The 18,417-nt window shown below is 43.3% G+C and carries 21 protein-coding genes; 8 read left to right on the top strand and 13 right to left on the bottom strand.

The genetic code is table 11. From position 1 onward, the window contains the following. Positions 1-296: 296 nt before the first annotated feature. Complete coding sequence (locus ACFQ21_RS11810; RefSeq protein WP_377579211.1) at positions 297-2,714, top strand: ABC transporter permease; 2,418 nt, start codon at positions 297-299, stop codon at positions 2,712-2,714. A gap of 146 nt (positions 2,715-2,860) precedes the next feature. After that, positions 2,861-3,223: a hypothetical protein gene (locus ACFQ21_RS11805; RefSeq protein WP_377579209.1), complete on the top strand. Its 363-nt coding sequence runs from the start codon at positions 2,861-2,863 to the stop codon at positions 3,221-3,223. A 105-nt stretch (positions 3,224-3,328) separates the two neighbouring features. On the opposite strand, the gene ACFQ21_RS11800 is transcribed toward ACFQ21_RS11805, so the two are convergent. After that, positions 3,329-4,201, bottom strand: coding sequence for an SDR family oxidoreductase (locus tag ACFQ21_RS11800; RefSeq protein WP_377579207.1), 873 nt, complete (start codon positions 4,199-4,201; stop codon positions 3,329-3,331). Positions 4,202-4,310: 109 nt separating this feature from the next. On the opposite strand from ACFQ21_RS11800, the gene ACFQ21_RS11795 reads away from it, so the two are divergent. After that, a complete protein-coding gene (locus ACFQ21_RS11795) occupies positions 4,311-4,673 on the top strand; it encodes a winged helix-turn-helix transcriptional regulator (RefSeq protein ID WP_377579205.1) in 363 nt (120 codons plus the stop codon). 47 nt (positions 4,674-4,720) lie between these two features. After that, complete coding sequence (locus ACFQ21_RS11790; protein ID WP_377579203.1) at positions 4,721-5,383, top strand: RluA family pseudouridine synthase; 663 nt, start codon at positions 4,721-4,723, stop codon at positions 5,381-5,383. 10 nt (positions 5,384-5,393) lie between these two features. Here ACFQ21_RS11790 and ACFQ21_RS11785 read toward each other — a convergent pair whose 3' ends face one another. The 3 genes from ACFQ21_RS11785 to ACFQ21_RS11775 form a co-directional block, all read right to left on the bottom strand. Next, positions 5,394-5,786: a DUF1398 domain-containing protein gene (locus tag ACFQ21_RS11785; protein WP_377579201.1), complete on the bottom strand. Its 393-nt coding sequence runs from the start codon at positions 5,784-5,786 to the stop codon at positions 5,394-5,396. A 66-nt stretch (positions 5,787-5,852) separates the two neighbouring features. After that, positions 5,853-6,623 (bottom strand): helix-turn-helix domain-containing protein, encoded by a 771-nt coding sequence (locus ACFQ21_RS11780; protein WP_377579199.1) that lies wholly within the window; start codon positions 6,621-6,623, stop codon positions 5,853-5,855. An 84-nt stretch (positions 6,624-6,707) separates the two neighbouring features. Further along, a complete protein-coding gene (locus ACFQ21_RS11775) occupies positions 6,708-7,052 on the bottom strand; it encodes a winged helix-turn-helix transcriptional regulator (protein WP_377579197.1) in 345 nt (114 codons plus the stop codon). 170 nt (positions 7,053-7,222) lie between these two features. Here ACFQ21_RS11775 and ACFQ21_RS11770 point away from each other — a divergent pair, with 170 nt between their 5' ends. Then, positions 7,223-8,308 (top strand): alkene reductase, encoded by a 1,086-nt coding sequence (locus tag ACFQ21_RS11770; RefSeq protein WP_377579195.1) that lies wholly within the window; start codon positions 7,223-7,225, stop codon positions 8,306-8,308. Positions 8,309-8,395: 87 nt separating this feature from the next. Here the strand turns inward: ACFQ21_RS11770 and ACFQ21_RS11765 are convergent, their stop codons facing one another. The 5 genes from ACFQ21_RS11765 to ACFQ21_RS11745 form a co-directional block, all read right to left on the bottom strand. Then, a complete protein-coding gene (locus ACFQ21_RS11765; RefSeq protein ID WP_377579193.1) occupies positions 8,396-9,295 on the bottom strand; it encodes an SDR family oxidoreductase in 900 nt (299 codons plus the stop codon). Positions 9,296-9,380: 85 nt separating this feature from the next. Then, complete coding sequence (locus ACFQ21_RS11760; RefSeq protein ID WP_377579191.1) at positions 9,381-10,220, bottom strand: DUF6597 domain-containing transcriptional factor; 840 nt, start codon at positions 10,218-10,220, stop codon at positions 9,381-9,383. Between the two features lie 42 nt (positions 10,221-10,262). Next, entirely contained in the window at positions 10,263-11,492 is a 1,230-nt protein-coding gene (locus tag ACFQ21_RS11755; protein ID WP_377579189.1) for an RNA polymerase sigma factor, read from the bottom strand. Between the two features lie 57 nt (positions 11,493-11,549). After that, entirely contained in the window at positions 11,550-11,888 is a 339-nt protein-coding gene (locus tag ACFQ21_RS11750) for a YciI family protein (RefSeq protein ID WP_377579187.1), read from the bottom strand. Between the two features lie 69 nt (positions 11,889-11,957). After that, positions 11,958-12,419 (bottom strand): carboxymuconolactone decarboxylase family protein, encoded by a 462-nt coding sequence (locus ACFQ21_RS11745; RefSeq protein WP_377579185.1) that lies wholly within the window; start codon positions 12,417-12,419, stop codon positions 11,958-11,960. A gap of 234 nt (positions 12,420-12,653) precedes the next feature. On the opposite strand from ACFQ21_RS11745, the gene ACFQ21_RS11740 reads away from it, so the two are divergent. Next, positions 12,654-13,097: a DMT family transporter gene (locus ACFQ21_RS11740; RefSeq protein WP_377579183.1), complete on the top strand. Its 444-nt coding sequence runs from the start codon at positions 12,654-12,656 to the stop codon at positions 13,095-13,097. Between the two features lie 21 nt (positions 13,098-13,118). On the opposite strand, the gene ACFQ21_RS11735 is transcribed toward ACFQ21_RS11740, so the two are convergent. Together ACFQ21_RS11735 and ACFQ21_RS11730 are read right to left on the bottom strand one after the other, a co-directional pair. After that, positions 13,119-13,982 carry a helix-turn-helix domain-containing protein gene (locus tag ACFQ21_RS11735; protein WP_377579181.1) on the bottom strand — a complete coding sequence of 288 codons (864 nt, stop codon included), beginning with the start codon at positions 13,980-13,982 and terminating at the stop codon, positions 13,119-13,121. 233 nt (positions 13,983-14,215) lie between these two features. Then, complete coding sequence (locus tag ACFQ21_RS11730) at positions 14,216-15,097, bottom strand: oxidoreductase (protein ID WP_377579179.1); 882 nt, start codon at positions 15,095-15,097, stop codon at positions 14,216-14,218. Between the two features lie 222 nt (positions 15,098-15,319). On the opposite strand from ACFQ21_RS11730, the gene ACFQ21_RS11725 reads away from it, so the two are divergent. Continuing rightward, complete coding sequence (locus tag ACFQ21_RS11725; RefSeq protein WP_377579177.1) at positions 15,320-16,324, top strand: helix-turn-helix domain-containing protein; 1,005 nt, start codon at positions 15,320-15,322, stop codon at positions 16,322-16,324. Between the two features lie 71 nt (positions 16,325-16,395). On the opposite strand, the gene ACFQ21_RS11720 is transcribed toward ACFQ21_RS11725, so the two are convergent. Both ACFQ21_RS11720 and ACFQ21_RS11715 read right to left on the bottom strand, forming a co-directional pair. After that, the gene (locus ACFQ21_RS11720) at positions 16,396-16,890 is read right to left on the bottom strand and encodes an SRPBCC family protein (RefSeq protein ID WP_377579175.1); all 495 of its coding nucleotides are present in this window, start codon (positions 16,888-16,890) and stop codon (positions 16,396-16,398) included. Between the two features lie 60 nt (positions 16,891-16,950). Further along, positions 16,951-17,826 carry an NAD(P)-dependent oxidoreductase gene (locus tag ACFQ21_RS11715; protein WP_377579173.1) on the bottom strand — a complete coding sequence of 292 codons (876 nt, stop codon included), beginning with the start codon at positions 17,824-17,826 and terminating at the stop codon, positions 16,951-16,953. Positions 17,827-17,970: 144 nt separating this feature from the next. Between ACFQ21_RS11715 and ACFQ21_RS11710 the strand changes: the two genes are divergently transcribed. Continuing rightward, on the top strand, positions 17,971-18,348 hold the full coding sequence (locus ACFQ21_RS11710; protein ID WP_377579171.1) for a winged helix-turn-helix transcriptional regulator: 378 nt from the start codon (positions 17,971-17,973) through the stop codon (positions 18,346-18,348). Positions 18,349-18,417: the final 69 nt, after the last annotated feature.

Genomic DNA, 18,417 nt, shown 5'->3' with positions numbered 1-18,417 from the left:
GAATCGGCAACAATAAAATTCAGATCAACCGGACGCGGGCGTTACGTGGTTATATACATATATAATTGCGCTGAAAAATTACCGATTACCCGCGACTTATCCAATTTGAAAGTCGTAACGATTTCTGTGTCGCTTTTGTCAGCTGTGTGTTTGAATGGATGTTCTGATACGCACAAAGTTGTTCGTTTATGGGATGCACGTTTGTATACTATTGATTTGTATATGCCTTTGAACGTTGCTACGTTATTTTCATAATTGGCATTAATTTAGGGTTGCGTTAGTTTCAATCCAGGCTTATGGTACGAAATTATATCCGTGTTGCATACCGGAGTCTATTCAAGAACAGGGTATTCTCGTTCCTCAATATTCTCGGACTTGCCATTGGCATGGCTGCTTTTCTTTTTATTATTCACTACGTTCGTTTCGAGCGCAACTATGAGAGTTTTCATGAGAACGCTGATAACATCTACCGCGTTACGCTCGATCTTTACAATGGTAATGAATTCATTGTAACAGACTGCGAAACGTATGCACCTCTTGGACCTATATTGAAGTCGAAACATCCTGAAGTGACAGACTATGTCAGAATGTATCACAACGATGGTTTGCAGGATGTAGAAGTTGACAACCGCAGGTTCCTGGAAGAAGGAATATACTTTGCCGATGCATCGGTATTTACTGTGTTTACCTTACAGACATTTCAGGGTAATCCTGAAACAGCCTTGGTAGAGCCATTTAAGATCGCACTATCGGAATCAACGGCCAAAAAATATTTTGGCAAGACAGATATAGTGGGTGAGTCCGTAAAGCTATTGAACCAGGTATACCAGGTTTCGGCTGTATTTGCTGATCTGCCTCCCAATACCCATCTCAAGTATAATGCTTTGCTTTCGCATGCGACCCTGGCTAAACTATATAATTGGTATAGTGAGACGGATGGCTGGGGCGGAAACAACGAGTATACCTATTTGCAGATGGCACCCGGTACAGACCTTGCCGCATTTAACCGAAAACTTACAGATCTTTCTATATTACTAAAGGAACAAATTGGCAGCGAGCGCTTTGTTGCCGAACCGATTAAAGATATACATCTGCTGTCGAATAAATCATTTGAGCCCGAAGTTAATGGTAACGCCAAGGTTGTATACGTACTGTTTATCATTGCTGTCTTCATCATTGTTATAGCCTGGGTGAATTATGTGAATCTTTCTACTGCGCGTGCCATTGAACGTGCGCGCGAAGTAGGCATCCGTAAGGTAATGGGATCTTTACGCCTGCAACTTGTCCTTCAGTTCCTGGCAGAGTCATTCATGATTAATGTACTCGCAGCGGTTATCACCTTTACTATATTTCACACCGGGCTCCCATTCTTCCGTCAGTTAACCGGGCAGCCGTTACCGCTTGACTTTGCTAATGACACTGTGTTCTGGTATATATTTTCCGGCCTCATATTGACAGGATCTTTACTCTCTGGTTTATACCCTGCATTTGTATTGTCTTCCTTTCAGCCTTCTGTGGTGCTTAAGGGGAAACTCAGAACATCATCACACGGACAGCATTTGCGAAAAGCACTCGTTATTTTTCAGTTCGCGGCAACCGTTATACTGATGGCCGGCATGTGTGCGGTATATCTGCAAATAAACTATATGCGCAATTATGATCTCGGATTGAACCTGGATCAAACCCTGGTTCTTCGTGCCAACCAGGAAGAGTCAATAGATTCGATTGCCCGCCTGAAGCAACAAGCTTTCAAAAATGAGTTACTGAAAAGTGCATACGTAAGTAAAGTAGGCTTGTCGGGAACAGTACCGGGTTTGAGTTCACATGAGATGGGTACAACTTCCAATGTAAAACGTGTAGGTCAGGATGATGCGGATGGAAGCTATAATTATCACCTTACATCGATCGATGCCGACTTTATTCCGACACTGGGTATGGAATTTATAGCGGGTCGTAATTTTGTTGCCGGTGCTCCTAATGATGACCAGGTTATTATCAACGAAGAAGCTGTAACGCGTCTTGGCTTTGCAAGTCCAGAAGAAGCAGTAGGCTCGAAAATAACGTATCACACACGATGGAAGGGCGAGCCGGCAACGATCATTGGTGTACTGAAAAAATACTATCAGCAATCACCGAAGGAGCAACAGATTCCGATATTACTACGCTATCGCGACAGTGCTGATTACTTATCCGTCAAGCTTTCTGCGGATGATATGCATGAAGCCGTAGCCGAGGTAAAACAGATCTGGAATAAAGTATATCCGAATGCCGTCTTTCATTATTTCTTTCTCGATGAAAAATACAATCAGCAATACCAGGCTGATATGCGCTTCGGTGAGGTGATTGCAACATTCTCTACACTTGCCATTATTATAGCATGCTTGGGACTGTTCGGACTCTCTGCATTTACCATCGTGCAGCGCACCAAAGAGATTGGTATTCGTAAAGTGTTGGGTGCATCGGTTCTGCAGATTGTACACCTGTTGTCCAAAGACTTTGTTAAGGTGGTGTTGATCGCAGCGCTCATCGCAATGCCCATGGCGTATATAGGTATAGAGCAGTGGCTTTCCGGTTATGCTGTCCGCATCAGTCTGAGTGTTTGGCTGTTTGTGTTGCCGGTAGTAATTATACTGGTGATTGCTTTGTGCACGGTAAGTTTTCAGACGATTAAAACAGCACTGTCAAATCCATCCAATGCATTGAAGCAGGAGTGAGTATATATCAGATTGGAATAGTCGGATATTTATAGTAGATTCAAAAAAATAACCCCTATACGTATGGAATTATCCACAGTAGAATACATCATTATTCTTTGCCTGTCAATTGACCTTCCGTTATAACACTAACTAAAGTGCAAACTATGACAGCTATAAAGTATAGTATCATTCTTGCACTTGTTGTAAGTTTAAATACAACGGTGTTGGCACAACAAAATCCGGTACAACGACCAGCAGCTCAAGACCAGGGCGCTTCTTTTAATGCTACTCTGAATTTCAATCCTCTTTATAAAATCGATAGCGTTGAAGTGAGTCGTGAAGCATTTGAACGCGCGGTGGCATTGAGAGACATCGGGTCCATCCTGGTTTCGAAAGATCCAAACGCTACAGCTCTCTATGGTGGTAAAGCGCGCAACGGTGTTGTGATTGTAATCACCAGAGAAAGACCCTCTTTCGCTGAGGAGTTTCTAAGCAGAAAGAAGCGCATATATCCCTCCATCAACTAATCTTTATGTGATGACAAAACAAAGAGCCGGCATCGATCTGATGCCGGCTCTGCTAGTATATACCTGCTTAAAGATATACCCTGTCAGGTAGTGATAGTTACAAGATTACTTGCGTCCATAAACGGAAGTCAGGTAGTCACGCAGAGTAGCAGGCTTGCGGCTCAGAAGTTTTTCGAGGTCGGTGCCTGCGGTTTCAAATTCACCTTGTTTGATTGCCTCGCTGAACCCGGCAAATATGTCAATATATGCTGCAGGTACACCGGCTTGTGTTAAAGCGCTGGTATACTCCGCTATGGTAGGACTTGTATAGGCGATTGGTTTCCCCGTAACTTCCTGTAGAATCGTGGCAGCATCCTGCAGGGTATAGCTTTCTGTATTACCGATGGTATATATTTTATTCTCGTGCCCGTATCCCATCAGAATGTTGGCCGCAGCTTCGGCCATGTCGTTACGTGTGGCAAAGGTAACTTTACCATTTCCAGCCGGAAGAAAAATGCCCGTTTGCAGCACTTGTTCACCGAAGAACATGGGCAATACATCCGAGTATAAACCGTTCAGCAAGAGAGTATACGGTATACCACTCTCCTTAATCAGATTCTCTGTTTCAATATGCGACTTGCCCACACTGGCAATGGGCGATGTATCTGTTTCGTTTTTACGCGCAAAGCTGGTATATATAATGTGCTTTACACCGGCCTCACGAGCAGCCTTTACCGCATGTTGCTGTTGTTTCAGTCTGTCCTGAAGATCGTTACTCGATACCAGTAACAATTTATCAATTCCTGTAAAAGCAGATTTTAAGGACGCATAGTCGTTATAGTCGCCTTTTCTGATTTGTATACCTTTTGCTTTTAGTTCTATAGCTTTTGCATCATCGCGTACCAGTGCCGCGATTGAATTGGCATTGACACCTTTTTCCAGCAAATGATCGATCGTTGCTTTCCCGAAATGTCCTGTGGATCCTGTTATTAAGATCATAATTGATTTGAATTTGTTTTGCTCAAAATTATCTACCTTTGCTATACATTAGTAACCACTATACCAAAGTATAGCACTATACAGAAGTATAGTACGATTGAAATGACGTATGGGAAGATTATCAGAACTGGATAAAGTAAAGAGCTGCCCGAGTACGTATGTACTGGCAATCAACGATACCATGAATGTTCTAAATGGGAAATGGAAGTTACCCATTATGGCCGCACTGGGATTTGGGAAGAAACGCTTTCGCGAACTGGAGCGCGACATTCCCAACATAACACCACGAATGTTGTCGAAGGAGTTGAAAGACCTCGAAGCCAACGGTGTACTAAAGAGAATTGTGCACGATAGTATGCCGGTGGTTGTGGAGTATGAGTTAACACCGTCCGGTTATTCGCTGGAGACTGTGCTCGATTCCATGATTGAATGGGGGCTTCATCATCGCAAGACTTTTATAGGCAAGCACTAAGCGATATATACCATTTTATTGTCACGCCAGATTTCAGAAAACACCAAATGTCTGTACAGATCCACGTCCCCGATCACATTTTATATGAAGATGACTATATATTGGTGATAAATAAACCAAATGGTCTGATGGTAGAGCCTGATCGTAACAATCACCCTAATCTGCTACACCAGGTACGTCAATACATTAAGGCCTCTGCACCTGATGACCAGGAAGTATATGCGCAACATATACACCGGCTGGATCGCCCCGTGAGTGGCATCGTATTGTTTGCAATACAACGCAGTGTATTGAAGAATCTGAGTGAGCAGTTTGCCGAACGAAAAGTAAAAAAGTACTATCAGGCACTTACTGACCATGCGCCACAACAGCACACCGGAACATTGCTTCATTGGCATCGAAAGGAGAAAAAGAAAGCCGTGATCGCGGAGCAGGAATTCCCTTATGCAGAAGAAGCAAGATTGACGTATCACGTAAAACCTTTAGCTGCAGATCGTTTCCTCTGGGACATTGAATTATATACCGGTAAATATCACCAGATCCGCGGACAGCTCGCATATATAGATTGTCCCATCATAGGCGATGCCACCTATACGTCCGGAGTTCCCTATAAGCCTGACGCCATTGCTCTGCACGCCAGCAAACTCATATTCAGTCATCCTATTACCAACCAGGAGCTGATCATAGAAGCCCCAACACCTTTTATATAAGACGTAAGCATTAGGGCACGGGTATACTTTCGGTCAACATCGTTTCGCCTGCTTTGTTATAGTATGTGCATGTCAGCGCTATAGCATCAACAGTCCATTTCTCCACACCGGCATCTGCGGCTTGTTTGCAGAAGGTAAGGTAGTCAGTTCCTCCCTGCTGATGTACGACTAAATCTCGTTTGAGTACCACTGTGGAGCTGACGGATGCTATCGGCATGGCTATATATTTAGGATTGCTGGTAATTGTGAAATTATCAGATCCGAAATATTGCGTGTGTCCATCGGTAACATAATTTTCATAAGACACAACGCCTAATTTTTTCAGGTCTTGTATATACCGCGGGAAATCGCCTCCGCTCTTTACTTTCGCGTGGGCTTCTTTAATACTTTGAAGAGTGAACATAGCTTTTTGTGTTTAACTGCAGGCAAAGGTCTATGTTCCTCCGGTGGCGCAATTGTAAAAAATCGTTTATGTGGTTTCCGTGGAAAAATATTGCGAAGGATTTTCGCCTGTGAAGGATTTGAATTCTTTTATAAAGTGAGCCTGGTCATAAAAGCCGGCTTCATACCCAAGTTCGGTGAATGATTTACCGGGTGTAAAATTTTTAAGGACATGCTTTAGCCGGACAATGGCAGCGAATTTTTTGGCGGAAGTGCCAACGGTTTGTCTGAATCGTTTTTCCAATGGACTTTGACTGGTGTGAAGTTGTTCGGCAAGTGTACCGATGCGGATGTTGCCTTTGTGTTGATGGATCAATGCTAATGCAGCTGCAACGAGTTTGTCAGGTGCTTCAACCGTCATGCGTGAGATCAGAAATAGTTCCACGATCGTGATCTTGTCCTGATCAGTTCGCGCTTCACCGAGTTGTTCTTCGAGTACAAGTAATTCCGCGCGAAGTATAAAATTTTCCAGCGATATACTCTCCTGAAACAATTCGTGCAGCGGTTGCTTAAAAAATGCTCTTGCTCCCGTTTCTCTGAAATATACTAGCACACTGCCAATGCTGCCGGAATTTTTAAAGATTTTATACCGGTCGGTCAAACCGGTTACTCCTGCCGTTGCGAGTTTACTCTCCCGGCTATTCTCGACAACGGATAATCGCCCTTTATATTGAAACCCGATAACGATGTTTGTATCCGGCAATACTTTATACGATCGCTCTTCGTCAGCTTCCTGAATAGCAAATGTCTTTACGAGGGGTTTAAGTATATCGCACGGTATAAAAACCTCAAAACGCATAGCTACATAAAGAATATATATACTTTTTAAATCGTGCTGCCTACGTACACACCCAAACACGTACCCGCGTAAACATGTAACTCTCTAAGCAAACGATGATGCCAGCCTGAAGATTGACAACATGGACTGTCCCTTTTCAGTAATTGTATATTCGATGTGCAAAGGTTTTTCCTGTACCACTTTCTTGCTGAGTACCTGTGCATCTTCAAGTTCACGCAGAGCGGCTGATACAGATTGTTTGTTCGAACCGGGGAGCTGGCGAAGCAGACTATTGAAACGAAGTGTGCCTTTGGACGCCAGATATAGGATCTGCGGTTTCCATTTTCCTGAAATAAGTTTCAGAATGGGTTCTGCCGGACACTCCATATAGTTCGGAAGATCGTGGTGAAGGGTAGTCACTTCTTTCTGACCACATGCATTGTAAACCATAAACAAGCCTCGTTTTTCTGTACAAGTTATCCTTTTACAAAAAGGTTCAAAAAAAATAATTTGATTTTGATGGTGTGAACGTGGTTTTAAGCAGTCATGTTTCTTTGACTAATTGACTATACGGTGTCGTGTATTTGAATTTTGTGCCTGCAAAAAAAATACGCAACACTATGAATCAAACAAGCAGCCCGGATCTTTTCAGTCCGGTAACGAAATACGGAATAGAATTCAGCAATGCCATTGTGATGGCGCCTATGACGCGTTCGCGTGCACTGGGATCTGTGCCCAACGATCTGATGGCAACATACTATCAGCAACGTGCTGGTGCAGGACTCATTATTACCGAGGGAAATTCGCCATCACCTAATGGTATAGGGTATGCGCGTACTCCTGGTATATATTCAGATGAACAGATTGAAGGCTGGAAAAAAGTGACGAATGCTGTGCACGCTAAAGGCGGAAAAATCTTTAGTCAGCTTATGCATGTGGGAAGAGTTTCGCACTCGGCAAATATGCCTGCTGGTGCAAAGATACTCGCACCTTCTGCTATACAGGCGGCCGGTGATATGTGGACAGACTCGCAAGGTTTACAGCTTAAAGAAAAACCACAGGCTATGACAAGTGCTGATATAAAAGCGACAATCGCAGAGTTTGCCCGTGCTGCTATACATGCTGTTGAGGCTGGCTTTGATGGCGTTGAACTGCATGGTGCAAATGGGTATTTACTTGAGCAGTTTTTGAATCCACATACAAACCAACGCACCGATACGTATGGTGGTTCTGTTGAAAATCGAAGTCGCTTTGCGTTGGAAGTAACAGAAGCTGTCGCAAATGCTATCGGAAAAAATAAAGTAGGAATGAGACTTTCTCCCTATAATGTTTTCAATGACATGGGGCTGTATCCTGAAATAGCAGAGACATATGCGTACCTGGCGGAAGAGCTATCGAAACAGGATATACTATATTTACATGTGATCGATTATGCTGCTCGTACTTCTGATGAAGGACTGACACTGTTGAAATCAATCCGCCGTACATTTTCCAATCTACTCATTCTCAACGGTGGGTATTCCCGCGAGCGTGCCGAACAAGTGCTGCACAACGGTGAAGCCGATATGGTATCGTTTGGAACACCTTTCATTGCTAATCCCGATCTTCATTATCGGTTAAAGCATGGTATAGCGCTGCAGGAATCAGACCCCAATACCTTTTATACTCCGGACAGTAAAGGCTATACCGATTATACTTTCGCCTAGAAGATTGTTTTTTCATGATACAGGGAATGCGGTGTATAGCTATCTATATACACCGCATTCTTTACAACTATATATAGCATTTCAATACTATAACGCTGTGGCTGTTGCCGGTAACTGGAACAGAGAGGCATAGTTTTGTGCAAATGCCTGGAACGTGCGTGGCGCATGCCCGGTACTGTCATGAACGGCCGTGCTGATTTCGGATGCTTCTCCCCGCGCATAGTGAGCGTAGTCTTCCAGCAATCCATCAGCCTGCCAAACGGGAAATCCAACGTGCAGTAAAGCGTGACGCATTTCTTGCGGTGATACATTTATAAATTTTACCTGGTATCCGAATGCATCGGAAAAACGCATAGCCATTTCGGTGTGGGTTAATGCCTCCGGTCCAGTAATGTTATAAATCTTATTGGCATGATTGCTTTCCGTCAATGCTGCAGCCGCAACTGCTGCTATGTCCCGGACATCCACTGCGCTTATTTTTGCATCACCGACAGCAGCAAAGAATTTACCCTGCTTTGTTATAGGCTCACGGAAGCCGAGAAACCCCTGCATATACAGATTCGGTCGGAGAAACGTATAGTCTATGTCCGTTGCTTTTATTTTTTGCTCGATCGCAGCATGGTATCGCAGAAAGCGTACCGGTGAATGTATATCAGCTGCAAACTGCGATAGTTTTACAATATGCTGCACGCCTGTTTCGCATGCCGCGTTTACAAAATTAGTCTGAAGTTGTTCGGCCTGTTCGGACGAATTGGTGAGGAGAAATGCGCGCTCAATTCCCTGCAGGGCATTCCGTATACTTTGTAAGTCGTTGAGATCGCCTATAGCAAGTTCTGCTCCGAGGTAAGCGAGTGTGGCGGCATTCTCGAACGATCGTACCAGTGCGCGAAAAGGTATGCCCTTGGCCGCGAGTGCTCTTGCCAGTTCTGTACCTACACTTCCGGTTGCGCCTGTAATCAGGATAGATGGTGATTTCTTCGTTGTCATATTTTTGTTTGTTTCGTTTGATATGACAAAGGTGTAAAGACGACTCTCCGGGAAATTGTAAGAAAACGAAAAATGGCAACAACCGTTATTCAGGTCTGGCAATGCAGATGTCCTGTTGAAACTTCAGGAACCTGGTGGGCGAAAGGTTGAGGTAATGTTTGAAATCGTGAATAAGCTGACTCTGATCGTAGTAACCAAATTGTGTAACTACATCCTGCCAGTCCACAGGCTTACAGGTTTCAGTAACGGAACGTCCCAGGTATTCAATCGTATTTAGAAAGCGCTGATACCGCGCCATCTCTTTAGCGCTATACCCCAGGTGTTTTTTATACTTTAACTGAATGTTGCGTTCGCTTTGTTGGGTGTCTTGTGCTACAACCTTGATCGCATTTACATTTGAGTCCTGTGTATACTGGTCGAGTTGTTCGAGCGTTTCATCTTTGTCCTTTAAATAAGGTTGCGCAAATTCGAGTAAAACTTGTATACGATCCGCTGTATGCTTGCTTTTTAAAATGGACCACAGGTTGTTGAAACAGTTATCGTTTATGATCGTATCCGGATCAACCGAGATTTGTGTTGAGGCAAGTGCTCGCCCGAAGAAGCGGAAGAACCCATCTGATTTGAAATTAACGACCAGCATGTCGACTTCAGGAGGCAGCGTGTAGTCAATGGGTTGTTTTATAGGTCCGAGTACAACTACTTTATCGAGGTCAAGCATGGAACCTTTTGGCGATGTAAAGCGGACGGTTTCTCCAAAACTAAATATCAATATGGTTTGATACGAAGGCAACAGTGTTTTATGTACCGCTTCATTCGTAAGATTACGCGCTTCATAGAAATGCGTGAATACATCCTCAAATGCTGCAGGTGCAGCAATCCGTGATCCGATGTAGGCAGGCTCGTCCTGATGCGATGTATTCTTCATGGTCCCTGCAATATAGTATAAATGTGTTGTGTAATATATGACTTATGGCTGTGCCAGATTATTGATCTTTTGCTGAATATTCTCTTTCTCCGTTTCTGTTTTGGCAAGTGACCACGCTCGTTCAAAGTTTGATTTGGCTTTGTTTACATCAATCGCCTTGTATAACTCTCCCAACAAAATGAAATAAAAGTGACTATGTTCCAGTCGAAGTTGTTCCGCCTCTTTCAACGCTGCCGGCGCACCGTGTACTTTGTACAAAGCGAACGCCCGGTTAAGCGCTACGCTTGGAGAGTAGTTGATCGTTAAAAGTTGATTGTATAGATAAAGTATATCTTCCCATTTTTCTGGCGAGTCTTCTTTTAGACAATGCCAATAGGCAATACGCGCTTCCAGGTGATAAGACGTTATTTCTTCGCCTTGGACTGAACGCTCCAGAAAATACACACCTTGTTGGATTAGTGCCTGATCCCAGAGCGCTTCGTTCTGATCTTCATATAGTATCAAAGCGTCTTCGCTCGTTTGCCGTGCATTAAATCGGGAAGCATGAAAACACATCAGTGCGAGTAATGCGTTCGTTTGGGGCTCATCGGTACTTTTGTACTCTGTCAGCATCAGGCATAGACGCAATGCCTCCAGGCAAAGATCTTTTCGCAGAATGGCATTCTGTGTTTTTGAGTAGTAACCTTCTGTAAAGAGCAGATATAGTATGTGCAATACATTATCAAGTCGGCTGGCTATTTCATTTTCCGGAGGCAGCTCCATTTTAATTTTCTCTTCACGGAGTTTTTCTTTCGCACGGAACAGCCTTTTATTAATTGTTTCTTTGTTGGAGAGGAAAGCCTCTGCAATTTCATCAATTCCAAAACCACAGAGTATACGCAACGCAAGGCCTATCTGCGCTTCGCTGGCGATAGCCGGTGTACAAATAGCGAAAAGCATTTGCAGCTGACTATCGCGAATATTTTGTGTTGAGAAATCAGGCTCGTCTTCTACCGATGGGACCGCTAGTTCCGGCACTACTTTCTCCTCGTAGATCTTGGTCCTTCGGAAATGATAAAGCGTTTTTTGTTTGGCTACGACATACAGCCATGCCGTTGGATTTTCAGGAATGCCCTTCATTCCCCAGGTTTCAGCAGCCAGCAGAAATGTTTCACTGACGATATCTTCTGCCAATTCAATATGCTGCAACCCGAACTGCTTACTGATAACAGCAACCATTTTACTGAACTCCTGCTGGAAGAGTTCTTTAAGCGAACGATTTTCTCTTTCCATAGTTAAATTGAAAAACCACTCCGGTTGATCAGAGTGGTTTTTGTCAGCTATAATTCGTTAACTCATAATCTGTCGGATCTCAACACTGCCGTTAGCATCTATAGCCGGGCAGCCATGTGCCAGTGTAGTGGCTTCATCAAGACTTTCTGCCTTTACAACAAGAAAGCTGCCGAGGCGTTCGCGGATTTCTACAAAGGGTCCATCAGTTACAACACCTCCGGCCTTCAATACTTTCCCTTCCATGCTAAGACGTGTACCGTTGCCTGCTAATTTACCTTGTGCCGCTATACCACCTACCCAGTTCTTCCATTTTTCAGTAAGTACTTGCATATCTTTCGGTGATATGTTGCTATGGTCAAAGCTCGGTTGACGGAATAATAATAGAAAATCTTTCATAATTAGAGTTTATAGGTTGTGCGATATCTCTTCAATTGTGTCTTTCAATTTACAAAGTAAAATTAAAGGTTAAGCGTGTACTTCAAACTGTCCCGGCTGGTACGTTCCTGCCACCGGACGAAAGGCTATATTAATTCGGTTGTATGAATTAATGGTATTGGCAGCAATAGTAAGCTCTATAACTTCATCTTCCGAGAATTGCCTTCTTACTTCTTCAAACACTTCGTCTGATACGCTTGCTTTGGTGATGGCTTCTGCCCATGCGAGTGCTGCACGCTCGCGGTCGGTATAGATCGGTGATTCTCTCCAGGCATCCAGCATATAAAGTCGTTGCTCGGTTTCTCCGTTTGCACGCAAGTCTTTCGAGTGCATATCGAGGCAATACGCACAACCATTGATCTGCGACACGCGGAAGTACAATAAATTTAAAAGCGATTTTTCGATGGATGATTTGGAAGGATATACTGTTAAGCCATACATCGCCTTGAAAGCACTTTTTCCTTTTTCGTTGAAATTCAGTCTTGGTTCCATGTTGTTAATGTTTATGTGTTTGTGATATGTTTGATTTACAACCCTACAATGACTGACATTCGATGAATTGGACATGCACGCTGAAATTTTTTTTGATTTCGTTCGAATGCTAATTAAGTTGTTGATATTGTGCCTCTTAGAAGATGAAGATAAGTTGTGTATGAGCTGTCAAAAGATTGCTTTGCTTTTCAGATCCGACATGGTATACTTGTTAGCGCAATAATTTAATTTACTATGAACAAGTTCGGATGGATAATTTTTTCGTTGCTGGCGGGATCTTTTCTGCCTATTCAGGCGGGGCTTAATGCAAAAATGGGTAAAGCGTTAGAGAGCCCGGTATATGCTTCGCTCATATCGTTCGTGGTTGGCTCGGCAGCACTGATACTATATATACTTTTTACAGGACAGTCGGTTTCATGGGCGGGACTGAAATCGGCACCACCTCAGGCATGGCTCGGAGGTATACTCGGTGCATTTTATGTTACCGTTATTATACTCGCCTTCCCGAAGCTGGGACCTGCGCTTACGTTCGGTCTTATTGTATTGGGACAGATGGTTATCTCCCTGGTGCTCGATCACTTTCAGATACTGGTGCCACAACAGCACACTATTAATATATGGAGAATTGCCGGTGTAGCTTTGATCGTAGCAGGAGTGGTGATATTGAGGAAGTTTTGATGTAGACGCTGACGCGACACTTTATACTTTCGTAGGCGCATGCCCGAAAGCATTTTTGAACGCGAAAGAAAAATGCGAGAGATCTTCAAAGCCTACTTCCAAATATACTTCAGAAGGCTTCTTGCCTTTTTCCTTTATCTGGTAGTATGCTTCTTTTAGTCTGCGTTGTAGCAGCCAACGGCTTGGTGAAGTACGAAATATTTTTTCGAAGTCGCGTTTAAAAGTGGCAAGACTCCGGCCGGTAAGGTAAGCAAAGTGATTCAGCGTAACATTGAAATGATAATTCTTGTTCATGAATGCTTCCAGATCAATTTTACCAGGCTCGGAAAAATCGAAGAGTATATCTTTTAGCTCAGGATTAGTTTTGATAAGTATAAGTATAGCTTCCTTTAGCTTTAGAGCTACAAGTTCGTCACTGCCGCGCTCGTTAAGCGTGTCGTAAGGTTCAAGTGATTCCAGGTAACTCTTAAACATTTGATGAGCCTCCAGCTTCAGTATACTATCGCCATCGTGAATATGATTTACACTATAATTATACTCTATGCTGATTTTACGCAACGTCTCCTGATCCAGGTATATTGAAATTGATTTGAACTCTCCGGCTGCAGGCGGTTGTTTCGTAAACTTCAGGAGATTGTTGCGTTTGATGAAACGGAAATCTCCATCCTTGAAAATATACTCCTGTGTGCCATCATATAGCGTTAGTGTACCGGCTATCTGATAGCTGAATATATGCTCGGGTACGAATTGTTCGCCTTCACGACTCTTGTTAAAGTAGCAGGAATATGTAATTCGATTCTGACTGTTTTTGTTCACCTGTAGTGACATAGCAATTTCCGGTTGCTTGATTAAAGAAAGTGACATCAGGTGGTTTTTCGTTCCCACCTGATATAAAGTTTGCTGTTCAGGCAACAATCTGCAAATGATTCTGATTCCCGTGTCCTATATTTTATTTGTATTGGACAATACTGCGGGTGGACGGAATTATAGTATTGATTGATGTACGTTGCTCCATCAGTTAATCCGGATGTCTTTTCAGAATACCGGTATGAAATTGATTTTACTGATGGGCTAAACACACGACTGAAATCTATATATTGACTATATCTGTTCCTGTCTCATTTACGTGCAACAAAACTTTTTCCAAGTTCAGTGTCCAGGAAATTGGTTGCTTCGCGGTGATCGGTGGATGTTGTTACCGGCAACCATTTTTCAAATTCTGTTTTCCTTTTTTCGTCAGCCAGTTTCAACAGCGCAGCCGCTTCACTCCCCAGCACCAGGTGTACAGGAGGTTCAGGGTGGTCTGTCAACTCAATCATAACATGGGCTGCTTTTGCAGGATCACCCATCGGTATAAATGCACCGCTTGCAAAGTATTCAGCGCGATTGTCTACCGTGGTTTCATAACCTTCAACGCGCGCAGCATAGATCATCGAGTTGCCTGCCCAATCGGTACGAAAGCCTCCTGGTTCAACGGATGTAACGTTAATACCCAGCGGAGCTACTTCACCAGCGAGCGCTTCGCTGAAACCACTCAGTCCAAATTTGGAAGCCTGATACATGGTCAATCCGGAGTTACCCACACGGCCTCCTATAGAACTGATTTGTAATATACGACCACTACGTTGCTTGCGCATATAGGGTAATACGGCACGTGTTACAGCTATGGGAGCATAGAGGTTTGTCTCAAGCTGATTGCGTACCTGCTCCTCGGTATATGCTTCAGCAGCTCCGGTTATACCAAAGCCAGCGTTGTTAACCAGTATATCAATGCGACCAAAGTGCCTTATTGTTTTCTCCACACTATCCTTGATCTGTGCAGAGTCATTAACATCCAGCGTGAGTGGAAGTATTTGTCCGGGATATTTAGCAACCAGGTCTTCCAGTTGTTGCGTGTTGCGTGCAGTAGCCGCTACGTTGTATCCTTTTTCCAATACTGCTTCTGTCAGGCTTCTTCCCAATCCGCGGGAACTGCCGGTTATAAACCAAACTTTTGTCATATACTTTTTTTTGTTTTTGATGATACAAAGTTAGTGTAAACGCGCGCGGTCAACTTTGTTAAAGAGCTCAAAGATGCTTTGCTGAAAAGCTCAGATTACGAGCTTGATTTTCCGGGAAATTGCGTTTGCCGCTTGTTTTATGAGACACGCCTTTAAGGGGGTGAAAAGATCCTTTCGGGATGTTGCCGTTTGAAAAAGAAAACACTTTTCGTATTTAGTAGTATGATTAAGGATGCAGTTATTCTGGTACTGAGTTGTCTGGGTGTAGCACAAGCATTGTTTCTATGCGGCTATCTGTTTACGGTAAAAGACAGGAAGTCAAATATATTGCTTGCACTGGTGTTGCTGGGGTTGACTATGCGCATTGGTAAATCGGTGCTCTTTAATTATATGCCGCTCGAGCCATGGATACGAAACATCTGTATGTCGGGTATGCTGATAACAGGACCATTCCTTTGGTTCTATGGCAGAGCGTTGTTTGAGAAGAAATATTTTTCAGGACGCGACTATCTTCACCTGATTCCATTTGCAGTTTTTGTTTTGTGTTGCCGCATTATCCCGAACCGAGGTGACATGTTAACCACCGTTATTTTCTGGCTGGTATTTTTACACATGGCAGTTTACCTGACTGCATGTTGGGTATATATGGTGCGATCGTTGAAGGGAACGCGGTTGCTACCGTGGTATAGGAATATAACAGCAGGCGTAACCATTATCTGGCTTCTGTATGTGGGCATCTTTGCACGGCTGATTCCATTCTATATACTGGGATCTGTTTTCTTTTCTTTCCTGATGTATATCTTCTCTTATCTTTTGTTGAAGCGACATGTTTTTGCGCTGGAGAAGTATACATCGTCCGGTATGGATACCGTTGCGTCCAGGCGTTTGCTCGAACAGATAAAAGATCTGTTTGCAAACAAAGAGATGTATCTCGAAAGCGATGTGTCGTTGAAGATGGTAGCTGAAAAACTTTCGGTAGGAGCACGTGATGTCTCGCAGGTGATAAACGAATACGAACAAAAAAACTTTGCTGAGTTTGTGAATCAATACCGGATCGCACGTGCGAGAACATTGTTGAGTGCCCCGGATTATGCACGTGAAAAAATTGAAACGATAGCGTACGACTGTGGCTTTGGGAATGTCACTTCATTCAACCTCGCCTTTAAAGCCGAAATGCAAATGACACCTTCACAATACCGGAACCAGTTCGCGGTCGCAGAAGCGTAAGAAATATATAGTGCTGTATAAATGTCAAGAGGACCAGGTGATCCTCTCTTAATTAGATATCGCGAAACGCTTTAGTTATTAATCATTGGCGTGAGGCTTTCATCCTTGTTTCGTAAATCTATACCTCCTTCCAACACAGATTTAAGATTAGCCAGGTAAAATGTCCAGCCGTTGGAGCAGCCTAATCGCACGAATTGTCGCGAGTGATCGTCTAATGGAATATTGTAATGACGGAGCGCAATGACCGTATATCCCTTCTCTTCACGGAGGTTAACGTCCACCAGGCACTCGCCTTCAAATGTAAATTGCAGGTAATCCTTTCCATTAGCCTCTTTGATAACACCTTCCATCGGATCTTTGTATAAATACCAAAGCCACTGATACCGGGTTCCTTTCTGCGCAGGGGTGTTGGCATCCATGCGTGTACCCGTTGCGTTGTAAAACTCTACTTTCTGTAAAAACCATTTTTCCAACTCACTTGATTTGGTCCAGGCGTCATAGATGTCAACTATACTGGCGCGAATGGCTATCTTTTTTGTGAAGGCTGTCCAATCGAAATTTTTCATAGGTGGTAATATGAGTGCAAGGTATGATAACGACTGTGTGTGACTGGCGATCAAATTACTTTACGAACGGAAGATTTTGATGAGCGATGCCAGTTCTTCTTTTTCATAACCGGCAACTTGTGCGCGCTTGAAGAAACTCGCACTTAGTTCAGCTACCTCTGTGTTGATGCTATAAGCTTTTGATGATTGCAAAATTCTTTCGGTTGCTTCCACACTTATCGACAACGGACTTTGTGTTATAGCAAAGTTTCCCGATTGTATCACGCCTGCTTCGTACTGCATGAACTCCGTAAAACCCGGAGTCACCTCGCGAATGATGCTGCCAAGTAAATCTACCGGAAAACCTTCCGCTTCACTAATGCTTACAGCATGAAAGAAACCCAACAGCGATCCATATAAATAGGACAGTGATGCAAGGTCCATTGCAGCCGCTGCACTGACTTTCTCACCAAGGTATTTTATATTTCCTCCGAATATTTTCAACACGGCTTCGCTAAAATCGAAGGCATTTTTTTTACCGGATACAAATATAGTGGTATCAGGACGCGCCATTTGTTCAGGAGCAACTTGTATGGCGCCATCAATGTAGTGCGCACCGTGTTTATTCGCCCATGTTTCCAGTTCGCGGGCATCTTCGGGACTACCGGTGGTTAACTGAATAATTGTTTTTCCCGCCAGGCCATCCGTAACCAGTTTGTTGAAGAGTATATCTTTCGTGGCGGCATAATCGAGCACACAAATAATAATGATATTACTGGCGTTGATAGCATCAGAAACGTTTGATAAAAATGTTGCACCTTCTTTTACAAGTACATCAGCCTTCTGCTTCGTTCTGTTCCATACTGCGACATTATAATTCTGCTTCATTAAGAGTCTGGCCAGCGTTATACCCATTTGTCCTAAGCCAACAACCGTTGCATTTTTAATCGTCTTCATTTTATTCGTTTTTAAATTTTTGATGACTCAAAATTGAAGACTGTCACCTTTCAGCTCAACGTGAGAAAATTTATTCAGCGGAATAATTTTTCCCTATAGAAAGGTGTTCCCGGTGATGATTAAATTTGTTGAAAAGGAAAGATTATGTATACTCGAAAGAAGCCCGAAGACCTTGATTGCGGCATTGAAGTTGCCATGCGCGTATTTGGTGGCAAATGGAAACCGTGTATCATCGATATAATCAACAAGGGCAAAAAGAGACCAAGCGAAATACACCGAGCTATAGCTTCGGCCACTCCGCGTGTCCTCAACATTCAACTTAAGGAACTTGAGAACTATAAAGTGGTAAGTAAAACTATTTACCCTGGTCTGCCACCAAAAGTAGAATATACTCTTACCGAAATGGGCAAGAGTATATTGCCACTTGTTGCATTAATCGATGCATGGGGCCAACGCAACAGTGAAGAAGTAAAAAAGATCAGCGATATGCTGAAAGTGGTGGGGAAGATGAAGATTATATGAATTCAAAGAAATACATAACTCAACTAAAGAAACAATCCAGTGCTCAGCAACGCTCTAAGAGCCCATCTA

It is taken from the genome of Ohtaekwangia kribbensis, assembly GCF_042676245.1.
Taxonomy (GTDB): domain Bacteria; phylum Bacteroidota; class Bacteroidia; order Cytophagales; family Cyclobacteriaceae; genus Ohtaekwangia; species Ohtaekwangia kribbensis.
The sequence above is the reverse complement of the archived record's forward strand: the minus strand, read 5'-3'. Positions and strand labels throughout refer to the sequence as shown.

What these genes read in the sequence shown, in the direction of transcription:
- ACFQ21_RS11710 (WP_377579171.1), top strand. Translation starts at nt 17,971, where the DNA reads ATGTATACTCGAAAGAAGCCCGAAGACCTTGATTGCGGCATTGAAGTT.
- ACFQ21_RS11760 (WP_377579191.1), bottom strand. Translation starts at nt 10,220, where the DNA reads ATGAAGAATACATCGCATCAGGACGAGCCTGCCTACATCGGATCACGG.
- ACFQ21_RS11800 (WP_377579207.1), bottom strand. Translation starts at nt 4,201, where the DNA reads ATGATCTTAATAACAGGATCCACAGGACATTTCGGGAAAGCAACGATC.
- ACFQ21_RS11755 (WP_377579189.1), bottom strand. Translation starts at nt 11,492, where the DNA reads ATGGAAAGAGAAAATCGTTCGCTTAAAGAACTCTTCCAGCAGGAGTTC.
- ACFQ21_RS11805 (WP_377579209.1), top strand. Translation starts at nt 2,861, where the DNA reads ATGACAGCTATAAAGTATAGTATCATTCTTGCACTTGTTGTAAGTTTA.
- ACFQ21_RS11810 (WP_377579211.1), top strand. Translation starts at nt 297, where the DNA reads ATGGTACGAAATTATATCCGTGTTGCATACCGGAGTCTATTCAAGAAC.
- ACFQ21_RS11795 (WP_377579205.1), top strand. Translation starts at nt 4,311, where the DNA reads ATGGGAAGATTATCAGAACTGGATAAAGTAAAGAGCTGCCCGAGTACG.
- ACFQ21_RS11715 (WP_377579173.1), bottom strand. Translation starts at nt 17,826, where the DNA reads ATGAAGACGATTAAAAATGCAACGGTTGTTGGCTTAGGACAAATGGGT.
- ACFQ21_RS11770 (WP_377579195.1), top strand. Translation starts at nt 7,223, where the DNA reads ATGAATCAAACAAGCAGCCCGGATCTTTTCAGTCCGGTAACGAAATAC.
- ACFQ21_RS11740 (WP_377579183.1), top strand. Translation starts at nt 12,654, where the DNA reads ATGAACAAGTTCGGATGGATAATTTTTTCGTTGCTGGCGGGATCTTTT.
- ACFQ21_RS11745 (WP_377579185.1), bottom strand. Translation starts at nt 12,419, where the DNA reads ATGGAACCAAGACTGAATTTCAACGAAAAAGGAAAAAGTGCTTTCAAG.
- ACFQ21_RS11785 (WP_377579201.1), bottom strand. Translation starts at nt 5,786, where the DNA reads ATGTTCACTCTTCAAAGTATTAAAGAAGCCCACGCGAAAGTAAAGAGC.
- ACFQ21_RS11790 (WP_377579203.1), top strand. Translation starts at nt 4,721, where the DNA reads ATGTCTGTACAGATCCACGTCCCCGATCACATTTTATATGAAGATGAC.
- ACFQ21_RS11775 (WP_377579197.1), bottom strand. Translation starts at nt 7,052, where the DNA reads ATGGTTTACAATGCATGTGGTCAGAAAGAAGTGACTACCCTTCACCAC.
- ACFQ21_RS11720 (WP_377579175.1), bottom strand. Translation starts at nt 16,890, where the DNA reads ATGAAAAATTTCGATTGGACAGCCTTCACAAAAAAGATAGCCATTCGC.
- ACFQ21_RS11765 (WP_377579193.1), bottom strand. Translation starts at nt 9,295, where the DNA reads ATGACAACGAAGAAATCACCATCTATCCTGATTACAGGCGCAACCGGA.
- ACFQ21_RS11725 (WP_377579177.1), top strand. Translation starts at nt 15,320, where the DNA reads ATGATTAAGGATGCAGTTATTCTGGTACTGAGTTGTCTGGGTGTAGCA.
- ACFQ21_RS11730 (WP_377579179.1), bottom strand. Translation starts at nt 15,097, where the DNA reads ATGACAAAAGTTTGGTTTATAACCGGCAGTTCCCGCGGATTGGGAAGA.
- ACFQ21_RS11780 (WP_377579199.1), bottom strand. Translation starts at nt 6,623, where the DNA reads ATGCGTTTTGAGGTTTTTATACCGTGCGATATACTTAAACCCCTCGTA.
- ACFQ21_RS11750 (WP_377579187.1), bottom strand. Translation starts at nt 11,888, where the DNA reads ATGAAAGATTTTCTATTATTATTCCGTCAACCGAGCTTTGACCATAGC.